We start from the raw sequence: 14,195 nt of genomic DNA, 5'->3' as shown, positions 1-14,195 counted from the left end.
GGTCGCGATGCGGCAGTGAGTCCAGAGCGAAACGGTCAAGGCGCCACCTCCATCCAGATCGCGTCATCGCCGCTGAGCTGCACTCGCGTTTCACTGGGCAGCAGCCGCCAGGCCAATGTGCCGGCGGGCACGCGCGTGACCACACCGGCGCAGTCGAGCGATGCGTCCGATTCGCTGGCGAAGGCTGCGACCAGCGTCTCGGCGCGCAGCCGTCCGGTCCATGTGCCATTGACCCGATCCATTCGTGCTACGCGGTCTTTCACCATCAGGTTGAGATCGAGCGTCGCGCCTCCCAGAAGGCGGCAATCCACCACGGCGCCGCCGCTGAATGCCAGCGCCGGATCGGCTCGGGTGACCCGGTGCAAGGCACCATCGACCGTCAACTCCACACCGGCCCCGGTCAACACCGCGAACCAGCGGTCAACGCCGGGAAACGACGAGAACGGGCCGGCGCGCGATACATCGGCCAATGAAATCCGCACAGCCCAGTCGTCGCCCGAAGGCCAGGCCAGGAGTTCACGCGTCACGCCGCCGCCGTTGCGCCAGGGCTGCACCGCAGCATCAGAAGCACGAATCAAAGTCCAGTTCATGCCTGGAATTCTCCTGCAAAGCTGTAGCGCGAAGCCGGATACAGCAGCCGGGCCACGCTGGCCACGTTGGCCCCACTGACCGTACGGCGCATCATCACAAGGCAAGGCTCGCTGCGTTTGATGGAGAGTTCGCGCGCCTCATCCGCGGTCGGCAGGCAGGCCTCGATGGAGTAGCTGGCTTCTGTCAGCGGTGCATGTTGCAGCAGATGCAAGGTCGGTGATGCCTGGGTGAAATCGGTGTCGATGTAATCGGGTGCCGCCGCCGGATTCACATAACGATCCTCGTACTGGATCGGCACACCGTTCTCCATGTGGATGAGCACGCTATGGAACACGATCGAACCCGCAGGCACGCCCAGCGACAGCGCCACCTCGCCGCCCGCCTTCTCTCGTGCAAGCAGCAGCACACGGGTCGTGTGAACGTGGCCGCGCTCGACCACCTCTTCGTGAATATCGCGGATGGTCAGGCGCGATGAGATGCGGTGCAGCTGCGCGACTCGCGTGCCCGAGCCCTGCACCCGGTTCACCAGGCCCTCGGCGGCGAGTTCACGCAAGGCGCGGTTCGCCGTCATGCGGCTGATGGAGAACTGCGCCATCAGCGCAGCCTCGCTGGGCACCGGATCGCCCGGACGCCACTCGCCGCTTGCAATGCGCTGGCGGATGTGGGCCTTGACCTGCTCGTACGCGGGAACGTCGCTCATGAATCGGAGAATAACCCAGTTGACACAAGTTGTATAGACAACTACGATTTCATTTCCCGTGTCAGCCTTCCTGGTGTCATTGCGGGCTTGACCCGCAATCCATGCAGCGCCTTTTATTGGAGCCTCCATGTCCGATCTTTCGACCACACCCTTCCTCGACAGCAAGGCGCGCCCCGTGCACGCGCCGCAAGGCACGGCGCTGACTTGCGCGAACTGGCAGATCGAAGCGGCCTACCGCATGATCCAGAACAACCTGGACCCCGCCGTCGCCGAGAACCCCGATGAACTCGTGGTGTACGGCGGCATCGGAAAGGCAGCGCGCAACTGGCCCGCGTTCGACGCCATCCTCGATTCGCTGCGCAAGCTCAAGCCTGATGAAACACTGCTCGTGCAATCGGGCAAGCCGGTCGGCGTGTTCCGCACGCATGAAGGCGCGCCGCGCGTGCTCATTGCCAACTCCAACCTCGTTCCCAAGTGGGCCACCTGGGAGCACTTCAATGAGCTCGATCGGGCGGGCTTGATGATGTACGGCCAGATGACGGCGGGCAGCTGGATCTACATCGGCACGCAGGGCATCGTGCAGGGCACCTACGAAACATTTGTCGAAGCCGGTCGCCAGCATTTCGGCGGTGACCTCGCAGGCCGCTGGGTGTTGACCGCAGGCCTGGGCGGCATGGGCGGCGCGCAGCCATTGGCCGCATCGTTTGCCGGTGCCTGCTCGCTCAACATCGAGTGCCAGCAATCGCGCATCGACTTTCGCCTGCGCACCCGATACCTCGACAAGCAGGCCAGGGACCTGGACGAGGCACTGGCCCTGATCGCACACCACACCTCGCGCAAGGAAGCCGTGTCCATCGGCCTGTGCGGCAATGCCGCCGAGATCGTGCCCGAACTGGCCCGGCGCGCAAAAGCTGGCGGCATCCGGCCCGACATCGTCACCGACCAGACTTCCGCGCACGACATCATCAACGGCTACCTGCCCGCCGGCTGGTCGGTCGAGCAATGGCAAGCCGCGCAAAAAGATGCTTCGCAGCACGCCGCGTTGAAGCAGGCAGCCGGCGAGTCGTGCGCAGCGCATGTGAAGGCCATGCTCGAATTCCACGAGATGGGCGTGCCCACGGTGGACTACGGAAACAACCTGCGCCAGGTCGCGCAGGATTTCGGCGTTGCCAACGCGTTCGACTACCCCGGCTTTGTGCCGGCCTATATTCGCCCGCTGTTTTGCCGTGGCGTCGGGCCCTTCCGCTGGGTCGCGCTCTCGGGCGACCCGCAAGACATCCGCAAGACCGACGCGAAGATGAAGGAGCTGTTTCCCAACAACGCGCCGCTGCATCGCTGGCTCGACATGGCCGAAGAACGCATCAGCTACCAGGGCCTGCCCGCACGCATCTGCTGGATCGGCCTGGGCGAGCGGCATATCGCAGGGCTGGCGTTCAACGAGATGGTGCGAACCGGCGAACTCAAGGCCCCCATCGTCATCGGTCGCGACCACCTCGACAGCGGCTCGGTCGCATCGCCCAACCGCGAAACCGAAAGCATGAAAGACGGCAGCGATGCCGTCAGCGACTGGCCGCTGCTCAACGCACTGCTCAATACCGCGAGCGGCGCGACCTGGGTCAGCATTCATCACGGCGGCGGTGTGGGCATGGGGTACTCGCAGCACTCGGGCGTGGTCATCGTTTGCGATGGCACGAAAGAAGCCGCCGAAAAGGTCGAACGCGTCTTGTGGAATGACCCGGCCACCGGCGTGATGCGCCATGCCGATGCCGGATACGAGATCGCCATCGAATCTGCGCGCGAGAACAAGCTCAACCTGCCCATGCTGCGGTAAGTCCCTTCTTCCGGTAAATCTCATGATCCTGACTCCCGGAAAGCTCACGCTGGCCGAGCTGCGCCAGCTGTGCAGCAGCACATCCGAGCAAGTGCAACTCTCGCCGTCTTGCAGGGACGGCATACGCGCCAGCGCCGCGCTGGTGCAACGCGCGGCCGACGGCGACGCGCCGGTGTATGGCGTCAACACCGGCTTTGGCAAGCTCGCGACAACCCGTATCGCCAGGAGCGACCTGGCGCTGCTGCAACTCAAGCTGCTTCGCTCGCACGCGGTGGGCGTGGGTCGTCCGCTCGATGAACGGGTGGTGGCCCTGATCCTTTTGCTCAAGGCGACGAGTCTTGCGCGCGGTCACTCGGGTGTGCGCGAAGAAGTCGTGGACACGCTGCTCGCGTTCTACAACTTGCGCATCATTCCGGTGATTCCCTGCCAGGGTTCGGTGGGTGCTTCGGGTGATCTCGCACCACTTGCGCATCTGTCGCTCCCACTCATTGGCGAAGGCGAGGTGTTCTATCGCGGCGAACGCATGCCGGCGGCTTCTGCGCTTGATCAGGCAGGCATCTCGCCGCTGAAGTTGGGCGCGAAAGAAGGCCTCGCGCTGATCAACGGCACACAGGTGTCGACAGCACTGGCCATCGACGCGCTGCTTGCCGTGGACCGCCTGTTCGAAGCCGCAGTGATCGCAGGCGGCCTGACGCTGGACGCCGCGCGCGGCAGCGATGCGCCCTTCGATGCGCGCATTCATGACGTGCGAGGTCAACCGGGCCAGATCGACTGCGCAGCTGCCTATCGTGCTTTGACCTCGGGCAGCGAGATCCGCAAGTCGCACCTTGAAAACGACGACCGCGTGCAAGACCCCTACTGCCTGCGTTGCCAGCCGCAGGTGATGGGTGCGTGCCTGGACCAGATGCGCTATGCGGCTCGGGTGCTGGTGATCGAAGCCAATGCGGTGACCGACAACCCGCTCGTGTTTGCGGACCAGATGGTCTCAGGCGGCAACTTCCACGCTGAACCCGTGGCGCTTGTCGCGGATGCGCTCGCAGTCGCCATCGCCGAGATCGGCGCGATTGCCGAGCGCCGTATTGCCATGCTCGTGGACACGGTGGTGTCGCGCCTGCCGCCTTTTCTCACGCCCGAACCCGGCCTGAATTCAGGCTTCATGATCGTGCACGTCACGGCTGCAGCGCTTGCTTCTGAAAACAAGTCGCTGGCGCATCCGGCCAGCGTGGACAGCCTGCCGACTTCTGCCAACCAGGAAGACCATGTGAGCATGGCGACCTTCGCCGCGCGGCGCCTGGGGCAGATGCTGGAGAACACGGCGCACATCGTCGCGATCGAGTTGCTGGCTGCAGCGCAAGGCATCGAGTTCCTGCGCCCGCTCACCAGCAGCCCTGCGCTGGAAGGCGTGATGCGGCTGGTGCGAACCGTGTCGCCCGCGATGATGCAGGACCGCAGCCTCGCGCACGACATGGAGGCGGTGCGACATCTCGTTTCCACCGGTGCCATCGGGCACGCCACCGAGCAGGCGATACCAGAGTTGCACCAATTGCGTTTGGCATGAACCCTGCATACAGTCATTTCGATTTCACCCAACCCACACGGAGATCCCCCATGAAGAAGTTCCTTGCCCTTACCCTGGTGGCCCTGGCCTGCGCAAGCGCGCAGGCGCAAGAGACCAAGCTGTCAGTCGGCATCTCCGGCTGGACAGGCTTTGCACCGCTCACGCTTGCCAAGGAAGCCGGCATCTTCAAGAAGAACGGCCTTGACGTTTCCATCAAGAAGATTCCGCAGAAGGACCGTCACCTCGCGATTGCATCAGGCGATGTGCAGTGCGCAGCAACCACCGTGGAAACCTGGATCGTGTGGAACGCCAACGGCGTCGCCACCACGCAGATCTTCCAGCTGGACAAGAGCTATGGCGCGGACGGCATGGTCGTCAAGGGCGCGATCGGCAAGATCAGTGACTTGAAGGGCAAGACCGTCGCCGCCAGCGCGCCGGGTACTGCGCCCTACTTCACCCTCGCATGGATGCTCAAGAAAAACGGCCTGTCGACCAAGGATGTGAAGATCGTCAACCTCGAGCCGCAAGCTGCTGCCAACGCCATGATCGCGGGCACCGCCGACCTCGACGCGGCCATGACCTATGAGCCCTATCTCTCGGCGGTTCGTTCCAAGCCCGAAGCAGGCAAGATCATCGCCACCACGCTCGACTACCCGATGGTGATGGACACCTTCGGCTGCACGCCCAAGTTCCTCTCGGAGAACCCGAAGGCTGCCAAGGCGCTGGCCGACAGCTATTTCGAAGCGGTAGAGATGATCAAGAGAGACCCGGCCAAGAGCTACGAGATCATGGGCGCGGACGTCAAGCAAAGCGGCGAGGCCTTCGGCAAGTCGGCCGCCTACCTGCGCTGGCAGGACAAGGCCGCCAACCAGAAGTTCTTTGCGGGCGAGCACGCGGCATTCAGCAAGGAAGCCGCCGACCTGTTGCTCGAAGCGGGCATCATCAAGGCCGCACCGGACATGAGCAAGCTGGCGGACACGCGCTTCATCCAGTAAGCCCTCTAGAAGAGCCACAACCTTGCGCCCGCTTCAACCCGTCTCCCCCGGCGCGCGTATCGCGCTGGGCGTGAGCTTCTTCGTGCTGTTCTTCCTGGTGTGGGCTGCGTTCACGCTGGGAGGCTACGTCTCCAAAACCTTTCTCGCGGACCCGATCACGATGGTGCGGTCGGGCTGGGACCTGCTCGCCAACCAGGGGTTCGGCAAGGACATCGGGATGACGGTGTGGCGGGTGCTGGGCGGCTTTGCCATCGCTGCTTTCCTGGCCGTGCCGCTGGGCGTGATGATGGGCGCGTACAAGCCGGTCGAGGCGTTCTTCGAACCCTTCGTGAGCTTCGCGCGCTACCTGCCGGCTTCGGCTTTCATTCCGCTGCTGATTCTCTGGGCGGGCATTGGCGAAGCGCAAAAGCTCGCCGTGATCTTCATCGGCTCGTTCTTCCAGCTGGTGCTGATGATCGCGGTGAGCGTGGGCAATACGCGGCGTGACCTGGTCGAAGCTGCTTACACCCTGGGCGCGGGCGACCGCGGCATCGTGACGCGCGTGCTGCTGCCTTCGAGCGCGCCCGAGATTGCAGAGACATTACGCATGGTGCTGGGCTGGGCCTGGACCTATGTGATCGTCGCGGAGCTGATCGGCGCTTCCAGCGGCATCGGCCACATGATCACCGACAGCCAGGCGTTGCTTGCAACCGACCAGATCATCTTCGGCATCATCGTCATCGGCCTGATCGGGCTGGCCAGCGACTTCGCGTTCAAGGCGCTGAACCGCAAGCTGTTTCCGTGGGCACGGCTGTAAATGAACATCCTCGATATTTCCGGTGTCTCCAAAACATTCCCCGGCGGTACGGTCGCCCTGCAAGCGACAGACCTCGCGGTGCAGGAGAACGACTTCATCACCATCCTGGGGCCTTCAGGATGCGGCAAGAGCACGCTGCTGCGCATGGTCGCAGGCCTTGACACGCCGACCACCGGCGCGATCGCGCTCGACGGCCGCCCGGTCACGGCGCCGGGCGCGGACCGGGGCATGGTCTTCCAGAGCTACACGCTTTTTCCGTGGCTCACGATCCTGCAGAACGTGTGCTTCGGCTTGCGCGAGAAAGGCTTGCCGCTGGCCGACCAGAAAGCGCGCGCCATGGAATTCATTGGCAAGGTCGGGCTCAAGGGCTTCGAGGGTCACTTTCCCAAGCAACTGTCCGGCGGCATGCAGCAACGCACGGCGCTGGCACGCGCGTTGGCGAACGATCCACGCATCCTGCTCATGGACGAGCCCTTCGGCGCGCTCGATCACCAGACCCGCGAGCTGATGCAGGAGCTGCTGCAAGGCATCTGGGAAGCCGAGCGCAAGACAGTGCTCTTCGTCACCCACGACATCGACGAAGCGATCTTCATGGGCAACCGGGTGGTGGTGATGAGCGCGAGGCCGGGCCGCATCAAATGCGACCTGCCTGTGCCCATTGCGCATCCTCGCCATTACTCGGTCAAGACAACACCGGAATTCATCGAACTCAAGGCGCGCCTGACCGAGGAAATCCGGGTGGAGGTTCGCAGGGCGGCGGGGCTGGAAAACACGCCGGCGTGAGGCGTGAGAGATGGCTCGACGCGAGCCATCAGAAATTTCCTACGGGCACCTCAGCCGTGTTCCGACCGTCGAGTTTGACGGGCTTCAAGAAAATATGGATTGAGCGGCAGAGCGCTGTCGCAGCACATTTTTCCTGGAGCCACCATGAGCAAGAACGGTCAAAAAGACCAGAAAGAAGAGAAGGGATCACAAGACCAGAACCAGGCCGGCGAGCACGGTGATGGGGGTCATTCCGGTGAGGGTGCGGCCAGCGCAATGGCCCACATGATCTCGCAAAGCCAGCAGCGTCACCAGACGGGCGAAGCTGATGACGCCGCAGGCGGGAGCCACGGACAATGAATCCCAACGACCCCAACCCCAAGGCCACAGGTTCCAACGCGCCCTGCGCCCCTGTCGAGCCCCGTAGCGGTTCCGGCGCGGACACTGCATTCGAGGCGATGCTGCGCAAGCGCCAGGTTCACCCAGCCGAGATCGACGACATCCCGTTGCGAGACGGCTTGCCGGGCGGCGCTGCCGTCGACTGACACGGGGGCGATGCCCCCTTTTTTTTCGGCCTGGCTCAGACCCCCTTTGAATCGTCGCTGTCCGTGCGGGCAGCAAAAAGCGCGGCCGGGGCCGCGCTCTCACTTTCCAAAGACTTTTCAGGTCAACGAAGCACCGGGGCGTGGATCTTCATTGAGGGCAACCGGGCGGGCATGCGAACACGAAGCCGGCGCAGCTTGCGCACCATCGATTCGTTGTGCACGGCCACGAACTGGGTATTGCGCTCTTCCATGCGCATCCAGGCAGCGCGAACCGCCTGCAGGGCCTGGTCCAGCGACAGGCGCGAGTCGCCCTTGATACGCACCCAGTTGGAGATCAGTGACTTTTCTGCGTCCTCAAAGCTGCCCCCGTACTGGGCGTAGCCGATATAGCCCACGCAGTAAGCGGGCGCGAAATCTTCGTAGTCCAGCCCTGGGGTGTAGTACTGCTGGCGGAAGTATTCGCGCTCCCAGTACATCTCTTCCGCGCTGGGATCGACCCGGCCGGCCACTGTCACAGTTTCCACGTCGAGGTCGTCTTTTACGTTCATGTCGGGTCTCCGTTGAAAGCAGAATTTGGTTGGGGAGATATTCACCGTTTGGCGGGCCGCTGCGCGTAGGACGACGTATATCTCGGCGTGTGGGAATGCAGGCCGACAGCCCTTGCGGTTTGCGCTGTCGCCTTCGTGCCTCGGGCCCCCGTGCCCGCCGGTTCATACTCAGCGCCACATCAAAAAGGACACCTCATGGACATCCGTGGAAAAGTCGCAATCGTCACTGGGGCTGCCAGCGGAATCGGCGCCGCACTGGCCAGAACACTGGCCGCCGGTGGTGCGCGCGGGGTTGTTGTTGCCGACTTGAACGAGTCGCTGGCGCAGGCAGTTGCGCAGGGCATTGGCGCGTCAGCCATGGCGGTGCGATGCGACGTGAGCGTCGAAGCCGACATCCAGGCTCTGGTGGCGGCGACGCGTGCCCGGTTCGGGCAGGTCGACATCTATATGTCCAACGCCGGCATCCTGGGCCGCATGGGCGGGATCGAGCTGGAAGACGCGCTGTGGGACAAGATGTGGCAGGTGCACGGCATGGCGCACGTCTGGGCCGCGCGTGCCGTGGTGCCCGAGATGGTGGAACGCGGCGAGGGCTACTTCGTGGTCACCGCCTCGGCCGCCGGCCTTCTCAATATCGTGGAGAGCGCGCCTTACGGCGTGACAAAGCACGCGGCCGTTGCATTTGCCGAATGGCTTCGCATTGCCTATGGCAAGAAGGGTGTGAAGGTGTCCTGCCTGTGCCCGCAATCGGTCCAGACCGCGATGACGGCGGGCGGCACGGGCTCAGCCGGGGTCAATGGCGTGCTGTCGGCGGAGCAGGTTGCCGCCGATGTGCTGGAAACGATGCGTGAAGAAAAATTCCTGGTGTTGCCGCATCCGGAAGTCGCCAAATACTTCCTGAACAAGGCGCAGGACTATGACCGCTGGCTGGGTGGCATGCAAAAACTCTACGCCCTGCACACAACCCAGCCTTGATGCAGCCCTGAATCGGGCTTACCGGCCGAACAGACCCACGGCGCCAATCACGATCAGGTAGATCGCGACGATGTAGTTGAGCAGCTTGGGCATCACAAGGATGAGCACGCCGGCGACAAGTGCAGCAATGGGGCCGATATGGGGAACGAGGTTCATGCGAAGGATCTCCTGGGTTTTTGGAGCCCGAGTATGGCCTCGCGAATCAGGCCAAAACGAGCACCTGACCTTTCGGATTGAAAAGTTTTTTCTTATCGGTCACATGCCCGCACCAGCTCATCCGGGCTGCGGCCCGTCGTAGCCTTCGATGATGACGATGTCGCCGATTCCTGCGTTCGCACGCAGGGCCTTCGCCGCCTGGTAGCCGGGTGAGTGGTAGCAGTCGAGCGCAGCCTGGTAGCTCGGAAATTCAATCACCACATTGCGTGCGCGAGATCCGCCTTCGGGGTTCTCGAAAGGGGCGCCGCGCACGATGAACCTGGCGCCGTACTCGGCAAACGGCTTCTTGTTGGCTGCGACGTATTTGCCGTATTGCTCGGCGTCGTGAACATCGACGCGTGCGATCCAGTAGCCTTTGGGCATGGTGACTCCTCATGTGGAGCCGCCATCCTAGCGCGAGGCCGGTTTTGACGCGTCAGCGTGGCTTGGGCTCGACGTCGGTCACGTCGGGGATCTTGCGTGCAGTGGGCACCGAGTCGGCTCGCGGCGTGCGGCTGCCCTGACCCGATTGGCCTGCGCCACGGTACATGCGGTCGAACCCCTGGCGCGGATTGACGCGAAACACGAATGGCTTCGTGGGGCGCCCGGTGAGCCTGGACCACGTCGCCCGCATCGCCCAGATCGCGAGCACGACAACAGCACCCAGCGCGATCACTGCGGCCGAGGCAAGGCCAGCCACCAATAGCAGCACACGAAGCACGAAAGAGATCAAGGTAGTCATGTGATGCGGATTATGGCGCGGGCCTTCTTATGCAGGAATGAGCGCATCACCAGCGACCACGCTAGGATCGCACGACAAGGAGATTCCATGAAAACACGTGCCGCTGTAGCGTGGCAGGCGGGCCAGCCGCTCACGATTGAAGAACTCGACCTCGAGGGCCCACGCGCCGGCGAGGTGCTGGTGGAAATCAAGGCCACCGGCATCTGCCACACCGACTACTTCACGCTGTCGGGCGCCGACCCGGAAGGCCTGTTCCCGGCGGTGCTGGGACACGAAGGTGCCGGTGTGGTTGTCGACGTTGGTCCCGGGGTCACCTCGCTCAAGCCGGGCGATCACGTCATTCCGCTGTACACGCCCGAATGCCGTCAGTGCAAGTTCTGCCTCTCGCGCAAGACCAACCTGTGCCAGCTGATCCGCGGCACGCAAGGCAAGGGCCTGATGCCGGACGGCACTTCGCGCTTTTCGCTCAACGGCAAGCCGGTGCTTCACTACATGGGCACGTCTACTTTCAGCAACTACATCGTCGCGCCGGAAATCGCGATGGCAAAGATTCGCAGCGACGCGCCCTTCGACAAGGTTTGCTACATCGGCTGCGGCGTGACGACCGGTGTGGGCGCGGTGATCTATACCGCCAAGGTCGAAGCCGGCGCGAACGTTGTCGTGTTCGGCCTGGGCGGCATCGGCCTGAACGTGATCCAGGGCGCGCGCATGGTCGGCGCGGACAAGATCATCGGCGTGGACCTGAACCCCGAGCGCGAAGCGATGGCCCGCAAGTTCGGCATGACGCACTTCCTCAACCCGAAGGACCACCCTTCCATCGTCGATGCGATCGTGCAGCTCACCGACGGCGGGGCTGATTACAGTTTTGAATGCATCGGCAACACCACCACGATGCGCCAGGCCCTGGAGTGCTGCCACAAGGGCTGGGGCCAGAGCATCATCATCGGCGTTGCGCCGGCCGGCGCGGAGATCAGCACCCGGCCCTTCCAGCTGGTGACAGGTCGTCACTGGCGGGGTTCGGCGTTCGGTGGTGCGAGGGGCCGCACCGACGTTCCGAAGATCGTCGACTGGTACATGGAAGGCAAGCTCAACATCGACGACCTCATCACGCACACCCTGAAGCTGGAAGACATCAACAAGGGGTTTGATTTGATGAAATCGGGAGAGTCGATCCGGTCGGTGGTGGTTTTCTAGAGGCCGCCTGCCCTCACCCCAGCCCTCTCCCTCTCGGGGGAGAGGGGGCAAGACGCGCGCGCAGCCAGGAAGGTGCCCACTCCCTCTCCCGCATGCGGGAGAGGGTCGGGGTGAGGGTGATCTCAAGCCGAGGCGAGAACCTCTTCACCCGTCGCAGACACCGCACCACCAAACTTGAACACCCCGGGCTCGCGCACCGGGTCCACTTCCACCGGGATCGTGCTCTTGGGCGGGAAGCGCCCTTCCAGGATCAGCTTTGACAGCGGGTTCTCGATGCGCTGCTGGATCGCCCGCTTGAGCGGCCGCGCGCCGAACACCGGATCGAATCCGACTTTGGCCAGCTCTTCGAGTGCAGCCGGCGACACCTGCAGGTACAGGTCCATCTTCGCCATCCGGTCTTCCAGCGTCTTGAGCTGGATGCCCGCGATCTTCGCGATGTGCTTGGCATCCAGGCCGTGGAACACCACTGTCTCATCGATGCGGTTCAGGAACTCGGGGCGGAAATGATTCTTGAGCTCATCCCACACCGCGTCCTTTACTTCTTCGTACGACTTGCCCACCATCGCCTGGATCATGTGCGAGCCGATGTTGCTGGTCATCACGATGACAGTGTTCTTGAAGTCCACGGTGCGTCCCTGGCCGTCGGTGAGGCGGCCGTCGTCCAGCACTTGCAGCAGCACGTTGAACACATCCGGGTGCGCCTTCTCGACTTCATCGAGCAGGATCACGCTGTAGGGCTTGCGGCGAACGGCCTCGGTCAGGTAGCCGCCCTCTTCGTAGCCCACATAGCCGGGCGGCGCACCGATGAGGCGCGCGACGGAGTGCTTTTCCATGAACTCGCTCATGTCGATGCGAATCATGTGCTCTTCGCTGTCGAACAGGAAGTTGGCAAGTGCCTTGCTCAACTCGGTCTTGCCCACGCCCGTGGGACCCAGGAACAGGAATGAACCCGTTGGCCGGTTGGGGTCCGACAGGCCCGAGCGGGACCGGCGGATGGCATTGGCCACGGCACTGATCGCTTCGTCCTGGCCGACCACACGCTGGTGCAGGCGCTCCTCCATCTTGAGCAGCTTCTCGCGCTCGCCCTGCATCAGCTTCGACACGGGGATGCCGGTGGCACGCGCAACGACTTCAGCGATTTCTTCGGCGCCCACCATCGTGCGCAAGAGCTGCGGACGGCCTCCGTCCTTGGCGTTCTTCGCCTTGCCGGCTTCGGCAGCCTGCGCGGCCTTGAGCTTGTTTTCCAGCTCAGGCAAGCGCCCGTATTGCAGCTCGGCGACCTTGTTGAAATCGCCTTTGCGCGTGTGCTCTTCGATCTCGCGGCGCAGTTGTTCGATCTCTTCTTTCACCTGCGCGGAACCCTGGGCCGTGGCCTTCTCGGCCTTCCAGATCTCGTCGAGGTCGGCGATCTCTTTTTGCAGGCGTTCGATCTCTTCCTTGATGAGGGCCAGACGCTTCTTCGATGCCTCGTCCTTTTCGCGCTTCACGGCTTCACGCTCGATCTGCAGCTGGATGAGACGCCGGTCAAGCTTGTCCATGACCTCGGGCTTGGAGTCGAGTTCGATCTTGATCTTGGAGGCCGCCTCATCGATCAGGTCGATCGCCTTGTCGGGCAGGAAGCGGTCGGTGATGTAGCGGTGCGACAGCTCGGCCGCGGCGACGATAGCCGGGTCGGTGATCTCCACGCCGTGGTGCACTTCGTATTTTTCCTGCAGGCCGCGCAGGATGGCGATGGTCGCCTCCACAGTCGGCTCGCCGACCAGGATCTTCTGGAAACGGCGTTCCAGCGCGGCATCCTTTTCAATGTACTTGCGGTACTCGGCCAGCGTGGTCGCGCCCACGCAATGCAACTCGCCGCGAGCCAGCGCGGGCTTGAGCATGTTGCCCGCGTCCATCGCGCCTTCGGCCTTGCCGGCGCCCACCATGGTGTGCAATTCGTCGATGAACACGATGGTCTGGCCTTCGTCCTTGGCCAGTTCGTTGAGCACGGATTTCAGGCGTTCCTCGAACTCACCGCGAAACTTCGCACCGGCCAGCAACGCCGCCATGTCGAGCGAAAGCACACGCTTGTTCTTGAGCGACTCCGGCACTTCGCCAGCCACGATGCGCTGGGCCAGGCCTTCGACGATGGCCGTCTTGCCGACGCCCGGTTCGCCGATCAGCACCGGGTTGTTCTTGGTACGGCGTTGCAGCACCTGGATCGCGCGGCGGATTTCATCGTCGCGGCCGATCACCGGGTCAAGCTTGCCCATGCGGGCGCGCTCGGTGAGGTCCATGCAATATTTCTTGAGGGCTTCCCGCTGGCCTTCGGCTTCGGGGTTGTCCACGCTCTGGCCGCCGCGCACGGTGTCCACCGCCGTTTCGAGCGACTTGCGCGTCAGGCCGTTGTCGCGCGCAATGCGGCCGATGTCCTGCTTGGTATCGGCAAGCGCCAGCAGCACGAGTTCACCCGCGATGTACTGGTCGCCGCGCTTGATGCCTTCCTTCTCGGCGCCCTGCAGCAGCGACACCAGGTCGCGGCCGGCCTGGACCTGTTCGTGGCCCTGCACCTTGGGCAGCTTGTGCATGGCTGCTTCGGCCGAGGCGAGCAGCCCCTGCACATTGACGCCCGCGCGCTGCAGGAGCGAGCGCGGCCCGTCTTCCTGGCGCAGCATCGCCACCAGCAGGTGAACGGGTTCGATATAGGCGTGGTCGTTGCCCAGGGCGAGCGTTTGAGCTTCGCCCAGGGCTTCCTGCAATTTGGTCGTGAGTTTGTCGAGTCGCATG

At 63.5% G+C, this 14,195-nt stretch carries 16 protein-coding genes; 9 read left to right on the top strand and 7 right to left on the bottom strand.

Annotated elements, in window-relative coordinates:
- Nucleotides 1-35: 35 nt before the first annotated feature.
- A complete protein-coding gene (locus tag AQ12_RS05530) occupies nucleotides 36-590 on the bottom strand; it encodes a HutD family protein (RefSeq protein WP_048438870.1) in 555 nt (184 codons plus the stop codon).
- Nucleotides 587-1,291: a histidine utilization repressor gene (gene hutC, locus AQ12_RS05525; protein WP_048438869.1), complete on the bottom strand. Its 705-nt coding sequence runs from the start codon at nucleotides 1,289-1,291 to the stop codon at nucleotides 587-589. The genes AQ12_RS05530 and hutC overlap by 4 nt, the downstream gene beginning before the upstream one ends.
- A gap of 127 nt (nucleotides 1,292-1,418) precedes the next feature.
- Between hutC and hutU the strand changes: the two genes are divergently transcribed.
- The 7 genes from hutU to AQ12_RS05490 all read left to right on the top strand — a co-directional run bounded on the left by hutU (nucleotide 1,419) and on the right by AQ12_RS05490 (nucleotide 7,778).
- Nucleotides 1,419-3,122 carry a urocanate hydratase gene (gene hutU / locus AQ12_RS05520; RefSeq protein WP_048438868.1) on the top strand — a complete coding sequence of 568 codons (1,704 nt, stop codon included), beginning with the start codon at nucleotides 1,419-1,421 and terminating at the stop codon, nucleotides 3,120-3,122.
- A 22-nt stretch (nucleotides 3,123-3,144) separates the two neighbouring features.
- A complete protein-coding gene (gene hutH / locus AQ12_RS05515) occupies nucleotides 3,145-4,680 on the top strand; it encodes a histidine ammonia-lyase (protein WP_048438867.1) in 1,536 nt (511 codons plus the stop codon).
- A 50-nt stretch (nucleotides 4,681-4,730) separates the two neighbouring features.
- Entirely contained in the window at nucleotides 4,731-5,675 is a 945-nt protein-coding gene (locus AQ12_RS05510) for an ABC transporter substrate-binding protein (RefSeq protein ID WP_048438866.1), read from the top strand.
- 22 nt (nucleotides 5,676-5,697) lie between these two features.
- Nucleotides 5,698-6,471, top strand: coding sequence for an ABC transporter permease (locus tag AQ12_RS05505; RefSeq protein ID WP_048438865.1), 774 nt, complete (start codon nucleotides 5,698-5,700; stop codon nucleotides 6,469-6,471).
- Nucleotides 6,472-7,254 (top strand): ABC transporter ATP-binding protein, encoded by a 783-nt coding sequence (locus AQ12_RS05500; protein WP_048438864.1) that lies wholly within the window; start codon nucleotides 6,472-6,474, stop codon nucleotides 7,252-7,254.
- A gap of 144 nt (nucleotides 7,255-7,398) precedes the next feature.
- A complete protein-coding gene (locus AQ12_RS05495) occupies nucleotides 7,399-7,593 on the top strand; it encodes a hypothetical protein (RefSeq protein WP_048438863.1) in 195 nt (64 codons plus the stop codon).
- On the top strand, nucleotides 7,590-7,778 hold the full coding sequence (locus tag AQ12_RS05490) for a hypothetical protein (RefSeq protein WP_048438862.1): 189 nt from the start codon (nucleotides 7,590-7,592) through the stop codon (nucleotides 7,776-7,778). Before AQ12_RS05495 ends, AQ12_RS05490 begins: the two co-directional genes overlap by 4 nt.
- Nucleotides 7,779-7,900: 122 nt before the next feature.
- On the opposite strand, the gene AQ12_RS21935 is transcribed toward AQ12_RS05490, so the two are convergent.
- Nucleotides 7,901-8,326: a hypothetical protein gene (locus tag AQ12_RS21935; RefSeq protein WP_053076560.1), complete on the bottom strand. Its 426-nt coding sequence runs from the start codon at nucleotides 8,324-8,326 to the stop codon at nucleotides 7,901-7,903.
- Nucleotides 8,327-8,521: 195 nt separating this feature from the next.
- Here AQ12_RS21935 and AQ12_RS05480 point away from each other — a divergent pair, with 195 nt between their 5' ends.
- A complete protein-coding gene (locus tag AQ12_RS05480) occupies nucleotides 8,522-9,298 on the top strand; it encodes an SDR family oxidoreductase (RefSeq protein ID WP_048438861.1) in 777 nt (258 codons plus the stop codon).
- Nucleotides 9,299-9,316: 18 nt separating this feature from the next.
- On the opposite strand, the gene AQ12_RS22415 is transcribed toward AQ12_RS05480, so the two are convergent.
- The 3 genes from AQ12_RS22415 to AQ12_RS05470 form a co-directional block, all read right to left on the bottom strand.
- Nucleotides 9,317-9,454, bottom strand: coding sequence for a DUF3096 domain-containing protein (locus AQ12_RS22415; protein ID WP_082151415.1), 138 nt, complete (start codon nucleotides 9,452-9,454; stop codon nucleotides 9,317-9,319).
- Between the two features lie 117 nt (nucleotides 9,455-9,571).
- Nucleotides 9,572-9,877, bottom strand: coding sequence for a DUF1330 domain-containing protein (locus AQ12_RS05475; protein ID WP_048438860.1), 306 nt, complete (start codon nucleotides 9,875-9,877; stop codon nucleotides 9,572-9,574).
- A 52-nt stretch (nucleotides 9,878-9,929) separates the two neighbouring features.
- Nucleotides 9,930-10,235, bottom strand: coding sequence for a hypothetical protein (locus AQ12_RS05470; protein WP_048438859.1), 306 nt, complete (start codon nucleotides 10,233-10,235; stop codon nucleotides 9,930-9,932).
- 87 nt (nucleotides 10,236-10,322) lie between these two features.
- On the opposite strand from AQ12_RS05470, the gene AQ12_RS05465 reads away from it, so the two are divergent.
- The gene (locus AQ12_RS05465; RefSeq protein ID WP_048438858.1) at nucleotides 10,323-11,429 is read left to right on the top strand and encodes an S-(hydroxymethyl)glutathione dehydrogenase/class III alcohol dehydrogenase; all 1,107 of its coding nucleotides are present in this window, start codon (nucleotides 10,323-10,325) and stop codon (nucleotides 11,427-11,429) included.
- Between the two features lie 122 nt (nucleotides 11,430-11,551).
- Here AQ12_RS05465 and clpB read toward each other — a convergent pair whose 3' ends face one another.
- Nucleotides 11,552-14,194 (bottom strand): ATP-dependent chaperone ClpB, encoded by a 2,643-nt coding sequence (gene clpB / locus AQ12_RS05460; protein ID WP_048438857.1) that lies wholly within the window; start codon nucleotides 14,192-14,194, stop codon nucleotides 11,552-11,554.
- Between the last annotated feature and the right edge of the window lies 1 nt (nucleotide 14,195).

Origin of the sequence: Caenimonas sp. SL110, assembly GCF_001044395.1 — a bacterium.
Taxonomy (GTDB): Bacteria; Pseudomonadota; Gammaproteobacteria; order Burkholderiales; family Burkholderiaceae_C; genus Ramlibacter.
The sequence above is the reverse complement of the archived record's forward strand: the minus strand, read 5'-3'. Positions and strand labels throughout refer to the sequence as shown.

Bases quoted from the DNA above. Each gene is read 5' to 3' on its own strand.
- AQ12_RS05480 (WP_048438861.1), top strand. From the start codon at position 8,522: ATGGACATCCGTGGAAAAGTCGCAATCGTCACTGGGGCTGCCAGCGGA.
- AQ12_RS05490 (WP_048438862.1), top strand. From the start codon at position 7,590: ATGAATCCCAACGACCCCAACCCCAAGGCCACAGGTTCCAACGCGCCC.
- AQ12_RS05530 (WP_048438870.1), bottom strand. From the start codon at position 590: ATGAACTGGACTTTGATTCGTGCTTCTGATGCTGCGGTGCAGCCCTGG.
- AQ12_RS05495 (WP_048438863.1), top strand. From the start codon at position 7,399: ATGAGCAAGAACGGTCAAAAAGACCAGAAAGAAGAGAAGGGATCACAA.
- hutC (WP_048438869.1), bottom strand. From the start codon at position 1,291: ATGAGCGACGTTCCCGCGTACGAGCAGGTCAAGGCCCACATCCGCCAG.
- AQ12_RS05465 (WP_048438858.1), top strand. From the start codon at position 10,323: ATGAAAACACGTGCCGCTGTAGCGTGGCAGGCGGGCCAGCCGCTCACG.
- hutU (WP_048438868.1), top strand. From the start codon at position 1,419: ATGTCCGATCTTTCGACCACACCCTTCCTCGACAGCAAGGCGCGCCCC.
- AQ12_RS05470 (WP_048438859.1), bottom strand. From the start codon at position 10,235: ATGACTACCTTGATCTCTTTCGTGCTTCGTGTGCTGCTATTGGTGGCT.
- clpB (WP_048438857.1), bottom strand. From the start codon at position 14,194: ATGCGACTCGACAAACTCACGACCAAATTGCAGGAAGCCCTGGGCGAA.
- AQ12_RS05510 (WP_048438866.1), top strand. From the start codon at position 4,731: ATGAAGAAGTTCCTTGCCCTTACCCTGGTGGCCCTGGCCTGCGCAAGC.
- AQ12_RS05475 (WP_048438860.1), bottom strand. From the start codon at position 9,877: ATGCCCAAAGGCTACTGGATCGCACGCGTCGATGTTCACGACGCCGAG.
- hutH (WP_048438867.1), top strand. From the start codon at position 3,145: ATGATCCTGACTCCCGGAAAGCTCACGCTGGCCGAGCTGCGCCAGCTG.
- AQ12_RS21935 (WP_053076560.1), bottom strand. From the start codon at position 8,326: ATGAACGTAAAAGACGACCTCGACGTGGAAACTGTGACAGTGGCCGGC.
- AQ12_RS22415 (WP_082151415.1), bottom strand. From the start codon at position 9,454: ATGAACCTCGTTCCCCATATCGGCCCCATTGCTGCACTTGTCGCCGGC.
- AQ12_RS05500 (WP_048438864.1), top strand. From the start codon at position 6,472: ATGAACATCCTCGATATTTCCGGTGTCTCCAAAACATTCCCCGGCGGT.